Here is a 12568-nt window from a genome sequence, read left to right on the forward strand (position 1 = left end):
ATAAGGAATACCCCCATGTCAGAACGTCTCCAAAATGACGTGGATCCGATCGAAACTCGCGACTGGCTACAGGCGATCGAATCGGTCATCCGTGAAGAAGGTGTTGAGCGCGCTCAGTATCTGATTGATCAGCTGCTTTCTGAAGCCCGCAAAGGCGGCGTGAAGGTTGCTTCAGGTGCAGGGGCTAGCAACTACGTAAACACGATTGCCGTCGAAGACGAACCGGAATACCCGGGCAATCTGGATCTGGAACGTCGTATCCGTTCTGCAATTCGCTGGAACGCCATCATGACCGTTCTGCGCGCATCCAAGAAAGACCTGGAGCTGGGTGGCCACATGGCGTCCTTCCAGTCTTCTGCGACCGTTTACGAAGTGTGCTTCAACCACTTCTTCCGTGCAGCGAACGAGAAAGACGGCGGCGATCTGGTGTACTTCCAGGGCCACATCTCTCCGGGCATCTATGCACGCGCATTCCTGGAAGGTCGTCTGACTGAAGAGCAGATGAACAACTTCCGTCAGGAAGTTCACGGTAAAGGTCTGTCTTCTTACCCGCACCCTAAACTGATGCCTGAATTCTGGCAGTTCCCGACCGTATCTATGGGTCTGGGTCCAATCGGTGCGATCTACCAGGCGAAATTCCTGAAGTATCTGGAACACCGTGGTCTGAAAGACACCTCCGAGCAGACCGTTTACGCCTTCCTGGGCGACGGCGAAATGGATGAGCCAGAATCTAAAGGTGCGATCACCATCGCCACCCGTGAGAAGCTGGACAACCTGTGCTTCATCATCAACTGTAACCTGCAGCGTCTGGATGGTCCGGTAACCGGTAACGGCAAGATCATCAACGAACTGGAAGGCATCTTCGCCGGTGCTGGCTGGAACGTAATCAAAGTCATGTGGGGCGGTCGTTGGGATGAGCTGCTGCGTAAAGACACCAGCGGTAAGCTGATCCAGCTGATGAACGAAACCGTTGACGGCGACTATCAGACCTTCAAATCCAAAGACGGTGCCTACGTGCGTGAGCACTTCTTCGGCAAATACCCTGAAACCGCAGCGCTGGTTGCCGACTGGACTGATGAGCAGATTTGGGCCCTGAACCGCGGTGGTCACGATCCGAAGAAAGTTTACGCTGCACTGAAAAAAGCGCAGGAAACCAAAGGTAAAGCGACTGTGATCCTGGCCCACACCATCAAAGGTTACGGCATGGGTGATACCGCAGAAGGTAAAAACATCGCGCACCAGGTTAAGAAAATGAACATGGACGGCGTGCGTTATATCCGCGACCGTTTCAACGTTCCAGTGACCGATGAGCAGGTAGAAAACCTGTCTTACATCACCTTCCCGGAAGGTTCTGAAGAGCACAAGTACCTGCACGAACGTCGTCAGGCGCTGAAAGGCTACCTGCCAGCTCGTCAGCCTAACTTCACCGAGAAGCTGGAACTGCCAGCGCTGGAAGACTTCTCTCAGCTGCTGGAAGAGCAGAACAAAGAGATCTCCACCACTATCGCTTTCGTTCGTGCCCTGAACGTGATGCTGAAGAACAAGTCGATCAAAGATCGCCTGGTGCCAATCATCGCAGACGAAGCGCGTACTTTCGGTATGGAAGGTCTGTTCCGTCAGATCGGTATCTACAGCCCGAACGGCCAGCAGTACACCCCGCAGGACCGTGAGCAGGTTGCCTACTACAAAGAAGACGAGAAAGGTCAGATCCTGCAGGAAGGTATCAACGAGCTGGGCGCAGGCGCATCCTGGCTGGCTGCTGCGACCTCTTACAGCACCAACAACCTGCCGATGATCCCGTTCTACATTTACTACTCCATGTTCGGGTTCCAGCGTATCGGTGACCTGTGCTGGCAGGCAGGCGACCAGCAGGCTCGCGGCTTCCTGGTAGGCGGTACGTCCGGTCGTACGACCCTGAACGGTGAAGGTCTGCAGCACGAAGATGGCCACAGCCACATTCAGTCTCTGACTATCCCTAACTGTATCTCTTACGACCCATCTTACGCGTACGAAGTGGCAGTCATCATGCATGACGGTCTGCAGCGCATGTACGGTGAAGCGCAGGAGAACATTTACTACTACATCACCACCCTGAACGAAAACTACCACATGCCGGCAATGCCAGCAGGTGCCGAGGAAGGTATCCGTAAAGGTATCTACAAACTCGAAACCATTGAAGGTAGCAAAGGTAAAGTTCAGCTGCTGGGCTCCGGCTCTATCCTGCGTCACGTGCGTGAAGCCGCGCAGATCCTGGCGAAAGACTACGGCGTGGGTTCCGACGTGTACTCTGTGACTTCCTTCACCGAACTGGCGCGTGACGGCCAGGATTGTGAGCGCTGGAACATGCTGCACCCAATGGAAACCCCACGCGTTCCGTACATCGCTCAGGTGATGAACGACGCGCCAGCGGTGGCGTCTACTGACTATATGAAACTGTTCGCTGAGCAGGTTCGTACTTACGTTCCAGCTGATGATTATCGCGTACTGGGTACTGACGGCTTCGGTCGTTCTGACAGCCGCGAAAACCTGCGTCACCACTTCGAAGTTGATGCTTCTTACGTGGTTGTAGCAGCACTGGGCGAACTGGCTAAACGTGGCGAAATCGATAAGAAAGTGGTTGCGGACGCAATCACCAAATTCAACATCGATGCAGAAAAAGTTAACCCGCGTCTGGCGTAAGAGGTAAAAGAATAATGGCTATCGAAATCAATGTACCGGACATCGGGGCTGATGAAGTTGAAATCACCGAGATCCTGGTCAAAGTAGGCGACAAAGTTGAAGCTGAACAGTCGCTGATCACCGTAGAAGGCGACAAAGCCTCTATGGAAGTCCCGTCTCCTCAGGCTGGCATCGTTAAAGAGATCAAAGTCTCCGTTGGCGATAAAACCGAGACCGGCAAACTGATCATGATTTTCGATTCCGCCGACGGTGCAGCAGCTGCTGCACCTGCGCAGGAAGAGAAGAAAGAAGCCGCTCCGGCCGCCGCTGCTCCAGCAGCTGCCGCGGCAGCGAAAGAAGTTAACGTGCCTGACATCGGCGGTGACGAAGTTGAAGTCACTGAGATCCTGGTGAAAGTGGGCGACACCGTTGCGGCCGAGCAGTCACTGATCACCGTAGAAGGCGACAAGGCCTCTATGGAAGTGCCAGCTCCGTTCGCGGGTACCGTTAAAGAGATCAAGATCAACACCGGCGACAAAGTGTCTACCGGCTCTCTGATCATGGTCTTCGAAGTGGCGGGTGCTGCACCTGCTGCTGCCCCGGCTCAGGCGGCTGCTCCGGCACCTGCCGCTGCTCCAGCTGCGGCTGGCGGTGCGAAAGACGTGAACGTACCGGACATCGGCGGTGACGAAGTTGAAGTGACCGAAGTGATGGTGAAAGTGGGCGATAAAGTTGCCGCTGAGCAGTCACTGATCACCGTTGAAGGCGACAAGGCTTCTATGGAAGTCCCTGCGCCGTTCGCCGGTACCGTTAAAGAGATCAAAATCAGCACCGGCGACAAAGTGTCTACCGGCTCTCTGATCATGGTCTTCGAAGTGGAAGGCGCTGCGCCTGCTGCTGCTCCGGCCGCCGCGGCTGCGCCAGCACCGGCTGCTGCACCGGCTCAGGCTGCTAAACCAGCTGCTGCCCCTGCTGCGAAAGCAGAAAAATCTGAGTTCGCTGAAAACGACGCTTACGTCCACGCGACTCCGCTGATTCGTCGCCTGGCGCGCGAGTTCGGTGTGAACCTGGCGAAAGTGAAAGGGACCGGCCGTAAGGGGCGTATCCTGCGCGAAGACGTTCAGACCTACGTGAAAGACGCGGTGAAACGCGCCGAAGCTGCACCAGCTGCAGCCGCCGGTGGCGGTATCCCGGGCATGCTGCCATGGCCGAAAGTCGACTTCAGCAAGTTCGGCGAAATCGAAGAAGTGGAGCTGGGCCGCATCCAGAAAATCTCTGGTGCTAACCTGAGCCGTAACTGGGTGATGATCCCGCACGTTACGCACTTCGACAAAACCGATATCACCGATCTGGAAGCGTTCCGTAAACAGCAGAACGCCGAAGCCGAGAAGCGCAAGCTGGACGTGAAATTCACCCCAGTGGTCTTCATCATGAAGGCCGTTGCCGCTGCCCTTGAGCAGATGCCACGCTTCAACAGCTCCCTGTCCGAAGACGGCCAGAAGCTGACGCTGAAGAAATACATCAACATCGGTGTTGCGGTTGATACGCCAAATGGTCTGGTTGTTCCGGTCTTCAAGGACGTGAACAAGAAGAGCATCACCGAGCTGTCCCGTGAACTGACCGTGATCTCCAAGAAAGCGCGTGATGGTAAGCTGACTGCCGGCGAAATGCAGGGCGGCTGCTTCACGATCTCCAGCATCGGCGGCCTGGGTACCACCCACTTCGCGCCGATTGTTAACGCGCCGGAAGTGGCGATCCTTGGCGTGTCCAAGTCCGCCATGGAGCCGGTGTGGAATGGCAAAGAGTTCATGCCGCGTCTGATGATGCCAATCTCTCTGTCCTTCGACCACCGCGTGATCGACGGTGCTGATGGTGCGCGCTTCATCACCATCATCAACAACATGCTGAGCGACATTCGCCGCCTGGTGATGTAATCGAAAAGCCGGCCAGTCGGCCGGCTTTTTTCTGGTAACCTCATGGTGTTATTGACGTTACTGGCGTAAGCAAAAATTCATGAGCCGTTTGTTGTTTCAAAATTGTTAACAATTTTGTAAAATGCGGGCGGATAGAACGACCCGGTGGACGACGGGTATAAATTAAGAGGTCATGATGAGCACAGAAATCAAAACTCAGGTCGTAGTACTTGGGGCAGGCCCGGCAGGTTATTCCGCAGCATTCCGCGCCGCGGATTTAGGTCTGGAAACCGTCATCGTAGAACGTTACAGCACCCTCGGCGGTGTTTGTCTGAACGTCGGCTGTATCCCTTCTAAAGCGCTGCTGCACGTCGCGAAAGTGATTGAAGAAGCCAAAGCGCTGGCAGAACACGGTATCGTCTTCGGCGAGCCGAAAACCGATATCGACAAAATTCGTACCTGGAAAGAGAAAGTTATCACTCAGCTGACCGGCGGTCTGGCGGGTATGGCCAAAGGCCGTAAGGTGAAAGTGGTAAACGGTCTGGGTAAATTCACCGGTGCGAACACCCTGGAAGTGGATGGCGAAAACGGCAAAACCGTGATCAACTTCGACAACGCGATCATCGCGGCAGGCTCTCGCCCAATCGAACTGCCTTTCATTCCGCATGAAGATCCGCGCGTGTGGGATTCCACCGATGCCCTGGAGCTGAAAACCGTTCCTAAGCGCCTGCTGGTTATGGGCGGCGGTATCATCGGTCTGGAAATGGGTACCGTGTACCATGCGCTGGGTTCAGAGATCGACGTGGTTGAAATGTTCGACCAGGTTATCCCGGCTGCCGATAAAGACATCGTTAAGGTCTTCACCAAGCGCATCAGCAAGAAATTCAACCTGATGCTGGAAACCAAAGTAACTGCCGTTGAAGCGAAAGAAGACGGTATTTACGTTTCCATGGAAGGCAAAAAAGCCCCATCCGAACCACAGCGTTACGACGCCGTGCTGGTGGCTATCGGCCGCGTGCCGAACGGTAAAAACCTCGACGCGGGCAAAGCCGGCGTGGAAGTGGACGACCGTGGCTTTATCCGCGTTGACAAACAGCTGCGCACCAACGTGCCGCACATCTTTGCTATCGGCGATATCGTCGGTCAGCCAATGCTGGCGCACAAAGGCGTTCACGAAGGTCACGTTGCCGCTGAAGTTATTGCCGGCATGAAGCACTACTTCGATCCGAAAGTCATTCCATCTATCGCGTACACCGAGCCAGAAGTGGCATGGGTGGGTCTGACCGAGAAAGAAGCGAAAGAGAAAGGCATCAGCTACGAAACCGCCACCTTCCCGTGGGCTGCTTCTGGCCGTGCTATCGCTTCCGACTGCGCAGACGGTATGACCAAACTGATCTTCGACAAAGAGACTCACCGCGTGATCGGTGGTGCGATTGTCGGCACCAACGGCGGCGAGCTGCTGGGTGAAATCGGTCTGGCGATCGAAATGGGCTGTGACGCGGAAGACATCGCGCTGACCATCCACGCTCACCCGACTCTGCACGAGTCCGTGGGCCTGGCGGCAGAAGTGTTTGAAGGCAGCATCACCGACCTGCCAAACGCGAAAGCGAAGAAGAAATAAGCTTCTTTCGATTGCTAAACGCCTCCCCGGGGGCGTTTTTTTTGCCCGGAAACTACCCGAATTGGTAGTCATCTCATTGATATTTCTGCTAAAAATTTCCCTTCTTCTGCCGATACTTTTTTCACCGTTGTGTGGCTACTGGCTGCGCGGTTCAGGGGTTCTGGACTTTTAATTACACGAAAAAAGGAAAAAGCATGTCTTTTAAGAAAATTGTGGGAATTGGCTTACTGGCGTCAGTTATGACGCTGACCGGATGTGGCGCAATGACGACAGCCGTGAAAAAGCGCAACCTGGAAGTGAAAACCCAGATGAGCGAAACCATCTGGCTTGAGCCATCCAGTGAAAAAACGGTCTATATTCAGGTAAAAAACACCTCCGATAAAGACATGAGCAACCTCCAGACGCTGCTGGCAAACGATCTGAGTGCCAAAGGGTACAAGGTCACCAGCTCACCTGACGGCGCATACTACTGGGTTCAGGCTAACGTCCTCAAAGCCGATAAAATGGACCTGCGCGAGTCTCAGGGCTACCTGAAAACCGGCTATGAAGGTGCCGCCGTGGGCGCCGCGCTGGGGGCCGGTATTACCGCCTACAACAGCAACTCTTCCGGCGCCGCGCTGGGCGTGGGGCTGGCTGCTGGGCTGATCGGCATGGCGGCAGATGCGATGGTGGAAGACGTGAACTACACCATGGTTACCGACCTGCAGATCTCTGAGCGTAGCAAAGCGAAAGTCACCACCGATAACATTGCGGCGCTGCGCCAGGGGACGTCCGGCGTGAAGCTGCAAACCAGCTCCGAGCAGGGCGATCGCGCGAAGTATCAGACCCGCGTGGTATCGAATGCTAACAAGGTCAATCTGAAGTTCGAAGAAGCGAAACCAGTTCTGGAAGCGCAGCTGGCGAAATCGGTGGCAAATATTCTGTAAGTAAAACAGCCGGGTGGCGGCTTCGCCTTACCCGGCCTGCAAAGTGGCGTTAGGGGACCACAGGCTGCCAGTTTTTATCAGGACTATAGGCGGTCATCGCCCGGGCTTTCTGCTCAGAATCGCTGCCGAGATCGGACTGATACACCTTGTCATCCTGGTTTACCACAAAGCTCATGACGCCCGTCTGGCCGTAGCTAACCGGCCAGGCAACCATCGCGAATCCGTTGTTCTCCGGCAGGATCCGAAAGCGATAGCCGTGATAGCCGGTACCCGGCACGCTCGGGCTAAATGCCGGTCCGAGCGGGCTGGGCGCTTCGCCGGGTGAGGCGGGCCAGTACAGGCCGTCCTTTTTCCCCTGCGAGCTGACAATCTTCTGCGCGTATTGCTGGTTCATCGCAAAGTAGCTTTGCTGCGCATCAACATAGGCATGTAGGGCTTCAATGGCGGCGAGCTCGTTACGCCCGATTTCGCGGGTCAGGATCTCTTCCGCCCCTTCTTTAATATCAAACGCCCAGCCGGCAGCGGTTTTGATCACCGGAATGGGGAGCTGCCAGCCGCTGTCTCCGACGACTAGATGCGCCGTATCGCCTTCGACAACCGTGTTGTGACGGACTTTCCAGTCGCGCAGGAAGCGATCGACGGCGTCCGGATCAACGCCTTCCGGCGGCAGAAAATCGCGCCAGTTCTCTCCAAGCAGGTTGCTCATCGCGCGCTCATTTTGCTCACTGATGGCTTTAGCCAGCGCATCGGTTGCCTGGTCTGGCGTACTAAAGGACTGCTGCGCCATCACCGAGGCCGAAAGCACGAACAACGCTATTCCACTGAGTAGTTTACTTTTCATGTCGGTTCCCTTAGCGATGTCGAATTTCACGGCGCTCAACGCGTCCACCAGACGCCTGACGCGTCTGCTGCTGGCGAGCGGCGAGCTGTCTGCTTTGCGCACCGCGCTGCTGCTGCGCCTGCCAGTTCGCGGAGCGGCTGTCGTTGCCGCTCAGCGCATTGGCCCGGGGCTGGCTGTTTCGCTGCTGAAGAGTGCGTTGCTGCGCGGGCTGTGACGCGCGTTTATCTTGTCTCTGCGCGGTGGTCTGGCGATTTTCTCGCTGCTGTGTGGTACTTCGCTTCGCCGTCTGCGGTTTGGTGTCGTAGCCACGGTAGTTATTGCGCTGCGAAATCTGCTTCAGCTGTTCGCTTGAGGCCTGACGCTGCGCGTCTCTCGTTCCGCTGCGCGCCGTTTGCGGGAAGGTTTTGCCCGTGGATTTCTCCATCTGGCTCAGCGCGGCCTGACGCTGGCTATCCCGGTTAACCTGTGTTTGCTGCGCTGAGCTTAGCCCGGTCGCCGCGCTGGTTGAGTGGAAGCGGGTGTTGAGCTGGTTAGTGGGATAGGGCACGCCTTCCCGATAGGCCAGGTTGTGCTGCCAGGTGCGGTTGGCGTCCGTCAGGCGCTGTCCGCTGATTTTATTGAAGTTCTGAACGTTGATATTGATATTGTTATCGCCGTTGCGGTTATAGCCGCCGTGATTATCCCAGTCGCCATGGTGGTGATCCCAGTCATCGTCATCATCCCAGTCGATGTTGCTGAAAATGGCATAGGTTGTGGCGACGCCCAGGCTGAAGCCTAAACCGTTGACGAAGCTGTTGCCAAACTGCTCCCCGGGCGTAGGCGGAAGATAGGTGGGCGGATAGGCGGTGTTTGGCCAGGTTCCGTAAACCGTATTGGGGTTATAGGTGGGGACGTAAATCACCTGCGGGTCGGCAGATTCAATTTTGATTACCGTTGGGGCGGGCGCGGACGTTGTCGTTGTCTCGCTGGTGCTGGTTTTCGCCGGTGCCGGTTTTGTCACAGTGGTGACCTTCTGCTGAGGCGTCGATTGCAGCGCGCCGGTCTTCTGTGCCAGCGCGCGCAGGCGTTGCACGGAATCCATCACGTCTTTCGGCTGCGCGAGAAACGCATCACCCAGATTTTGCACCCACGGCGGGTTTTCCCCCATCAGCGACATCAGCTGAGGAAACGCGACCAGCGATTTTACGCTTGGATCCCACGGCTGGCCCGCAACGGCCTGGATCGCGGCGTCCCCTTCCATTTTGGGGTTGTCTTTGGACCACTGCGCCGCCTGGATCACGTTGGCTGGGTAAGTTGCGGCCATCAGAATTTGTGACAGCAGGGCGTCAGGGTAGAGCGCAATGGGGGCAACCCACTGATCGATTTGCGCGGCCGTATACGTTGGCGCGGCGACCGGGGCGGGCTGGGCTGCGGCAGGCGCTGGTGCAGCCGGCTGTTGAGCGGCCGCTGCCGGCGCTGCGGGCTCCGTCGCGCGGCCTTTGACAAACATGACGCCTGAGGCGGCAAACAGCCCGGCACTGCACAGAAGGATGAGCAGATGTGGCTTAAAGGACAACTTCATAAAATGACTCCAACGAGACAAGCGCTATGCCGTGAGGCGTTACGGTTGGCGTGAGTATTATTCACCCGTCTTTGACTGTTTTGACTTTTATTGGGAAGCGTCCGGCACGTCCGGATAAAGAGTGTGAGTATTTATTACGCAATTATATCCGATGACGAAAAAACTGAAGCGTTACGGTGCAGCAGAAACGGCAAAATGCTGCCCTAAATCCCCGCTACACCATGCTTAACGATTCAGCAAATTTTTTAATGTTGCTTTTTTGTAAACGGATTAACACTGTGCAGAAATCCTGCTATGCTGCCCGACGCGGTATCGGGCATTTACCCTACAAACTGCTGTCTCACAGGAGCGTGAAGAGAACGCCCGCCGCATATGACAATGAGAGCGAGGAGAACCGTCGTGCTAGAAGAATACCGTAAGCACGTAGCAGAACGTGCCGCCGAGGGAATTGTACCCAAACCTTTAGATGCAACCCAAATGGCCGCGCTCGTCGAGCTGCTGAAGAACCCGCCTAAGGGCGAAGAAGAATTCCTGTTAGATCTGTTGATCAACCGCGTACCGCCTGGCGTAGATGAAGCTGCCTACGTAAAAGCCGGATTCCTTGCCGCTATCGCCAAAGGCGAAGCCACCTCCCCACTGGTTACTCCTGAAAAAGCCATTGAACTGCTCGGCACCATGCAGGGTGGTTATAACATTCATCCGCTGATTGACGCGCTGGATAACGACAAGCTGGCACCGATTGCCGCTAAAGCGCTCTCTTCCACGCTGCTGATGTTTGATAACTTCTACGATGTAGAAGAAAAAGCCAAAGCAGGCAACGTCTATGCGAAGCAGGTGATGCAGTCCTGGGCGGATGCCGAATGGTTCCTGAACCGTCCCCAGCTTGCTGAGAAAATCACCGTTACCGTCTTCAAAGTGACCGGCGAAACCAACACCGACGACCTCTCTCCGGCGCCGGACGCGTGGTCTCGCCCGGATATCCCTCTGCACGCCCTGGCGATGCTGAAAAACGCCCGTGAAGGCATTGAGCCGGATCAGCCGGGCGTGGTGGGTCCGATCAAACAGATCGAAGCCCTGCAGAAAAAAGGTTTCCCGCTGGCCTACGTGGGTGACGTTGTGGGTACCGGTTCTTCCCGTAAGTCCGCGACCAACTCCGTGCTGTGGTTCATGGGTGACGACATCCCTCATGTGCCGAACAAGCGCGGCGGCGGCCTGTGCCTCGGCGGCAAAATTGCGCCAATCTTCTTCAACACCATGGAAGATGCGGGCGCGCTGCCAATCGAGGTGGACGTGAGCAACCTGAACATGGGCGACGTGATTGACGTTTACCCGTTCAAGGGTGAAGTACGTAACCACGACACCAACGAGCTGCTGGCAAGCTTCGAGCTGAAAACCGACGTGCTGGTCGATGAAGTGCGTGCCGGTGGCCGTATTCCGCTGATCATCGGTCGTGGCCTGACCACCAAGGCGCGTGAAGCGCTGGGTCTGCCGCACTCGGACGTGTTCCGTCAGGCGAAAGATGTGGCGGAAAGCAACCGCGGTTATTCGCTGGCGCAGAAAATGGTCGGCCGCGCGTGCGGCGTTGCGGGCGTTCGTCCTGGCGCGTACTGCGAGCCGAAGATGACCTCCGTGGGCTCTCAGGATACCACTGGCCCAATGACCCGTGACGAACTGAAAGACCTGGCGTGCCTGGGCTTCTCTTCTGACCTGGTCATGCAGTCCTTCTGCCACACCGCGGCGTATCCGAAGCCGGTTGACGTGACCACGCACCACACGCTGCCAGACTTCATCATGAACCGCGGCGGCGTTTCCCTGCGTCCGGGTGACGGCGTTATCCACTCCTGGCTGAACCGCATGCTGCTGCCGGATACCGTGGGTACCGGCGGTGACTCCCATACCCGTTTCCCTATCGGGATTTCCTTCCCGGCGGGCTCCGGTCTGGTGGCGTTTGCTGCGGCGACCGGCGTGATGCCGCTGGATATGCCGGAATCGGTACTGGTGCGCTTCAAAGGTAAAATGCAGCCGGGTATCACCCTGCGCGACCTGGTTCACGCTATCCCGCTGTATGCGATTAAACAGGGCCTGCTGACCGTTGAGAAGAAAGGTAAGAAAAACATCTTCTCTGGCCGCATTCTGGAAATTGAAGGTCTGCCGGACCTGAAAGTGGAGCAGGCGTTCGAGCTGACCGACGCCTCCGCCGAGCGTTCCGCAGCGGGCTGTACCATCAAGCTGAACAAAGCGCCAATCGAAGAGTACCTGACCTCCAACATCGTGCTGCTGAAGTGGATGATTGCAGAAGGCTACGGCGACCGTCGCACGCTGGAGCGTCGTATTCAGGGTATGGAAAAATGGCTGGCCGATCCGCAGCTGCTGGAAGCCGATGCTGACGCAGAGTACGCGGCGGTGATCGACATCGATCTGGCGGATATCAAAGAGCCGATCCTGTGTGCACCGAACGATCCGGACGACGCGCGTCCGCTGTCTGAGGTTCAGGGCGAGAAGATCGACGAAGTGTTCATCGGTTCCTGCATGACCAACATCGGTCACTTCCGTGCGGCCGGTAAACTGCTGGATACCCACAAGGGCCAGCTGCCGACCCGCCTGTGGGTGGCGCCGCCAACCCGTATGGATGCCGCGCAGCTGACGGAAGAAGGCTACTACAGCGTGTTTGGTAAGAGCGGTGCCCGCATCGAAATTCCTGGCTGCTCCCTGTGCATGGGTAACCAGGCGCGCGTAGCCGACGGTGCGACGGTGGTCTCCACCTCGACCCGTAACTTCCCGAACCGTTTAGGTACCGGTGCGAACGTCTTCCTGGCTTCTGCGGAGCTGGCGGCGGTTGCCGCGCTGATTGGCAAACTGCCAACGCCGGAAGAGTACCAGACCTTTGTGGCTCAGGTAGATAAGACGGCGGTGGATACCTATCGCTATCTGAACTTCGACCAGCTTTCTCAGTACACCGAGAAGGCCGACGGGGTTATCTTCCAGACCGCGGTATAAAAACGAACCCCTCACCCCGGCCCTCTCCCCAAAGGGGAGAGGGGCTGGGGG

At 56.6% G+C, this 12568-nt stretch carries 7 protein-coding genes; 5 read left to right on the top strand and 2 right to left on the bottom strand.

Features of this window, described 5'->3' with window-relative positions; genetic code table 11:
- Window positions 1-15 precede the first annotated feature (15 nt).
- The 4 genes from aceE (at window position 16) to traT (ending at window position 7118) form a co-directional block, all read left to right on the top strand.
- Window positions 16-2679: a pyruvate dehydrogenase (acetyl-transferring), homodimeric type gene (gene aceE, locus L6R44_RS10355; protein WP_061715959.1), complete on the top strand. Its 2664-nt coding sequence runs from the start codon at window positions 16-18 to the stop codon at window positions 2677-2679.
- 14 nt (window positions 2680-2693) lie between these two features.
- Window positions 2694-4592: a pyruvate dehydrogenase complex dihydrolipoyllysine-residue acetyltransferase gene (gene aceF, locus L6R44_RS10360; RefSeq protein WP_237424078.1), complete on the top strand. Its 1899-nt coding sequence runs from the start codon at window positions 2694-2696 to the stop codon at window positions 4590-4592.
- Window positions 4593-4767: 175 nt separating this feature from the next.
- Entirely contained in the window at window positions 4768-6192 is a 1425-nt protein-coding gene (gene lpdA, locus L6R44_RS10365; RefSeq protein ID WP_032644085.1) for a dihydrolipoyl dehydrogenase, read from the top strand.
- A gap of 194 nt (window positions 6193-6386) precedes the next feature.
- A complete protein-coding gene (gene traT / locus L6R44_RS10370) occupies window positions 6387-7118 on the top strand; it encodes a conjugal transfer complement resistance protein TraT (RefSeq protein WP_077064276.1) in 732 nt (243 codons plus the stop codon).
- Between the two features lie 49 nt (window positions 7119-7167).
- Here the strand turns inward: traT and L6R44_RS10375 are convergent, their stop codons facing one another.
- On the bottom strand, window positions 7168-7959 hold the full coding sequence (locus L6R44_RS10375) for a DUF2950 family protein (RefSeq protein ID WP_237424079.1): 792 nt from the start codon (window positions 7957-7959) through the stop codon (window positions 7168-7170).
- A gap of 10 nt (window positions 7960-7969) precedes the next feature.
- Window positions 7970-9520, bottom strand: coding sequence for a DUF3300 domain-containing protein (locus L6R44_RS10380; protein ID WP_237424080.1), 1551 nt, complete (start codon window positions 9518-9520; stop codon window positions 7970-7972).
- Between the two features lie 399 nt (window positions 9521-9919).
- Between L6R44_RS10380 and acnB the strand changes: the two genes are divergently transcribed.
- Window positions 9920-12517 carry a bifunctional aconitate hydratase 2/2-methylisocitrate dehydratase gene (gene acnB, locus L6R44_RS10385; protein WP_237424081.1) on the top strand — a complete coding sequence of 866 codons (2598 nt, stop codon included), beginning with the start codon at window positions 9920-9922 and terminating at the stop codon, window positions 12515-12517.
- Window positions 12518-12568: the final 51 nt, after the last annotated feature.

It is taken from the genome of Enterobacter cloacae complex sp. ECC445 (genome assembly GCF_021892025.1).
GTDB lineage: Bacteria > Pseudomonadota > Gammaproteobacteria > Enterobacterales > Enterobacteriaceae > Enterobacter > Enterobacter chengduensis.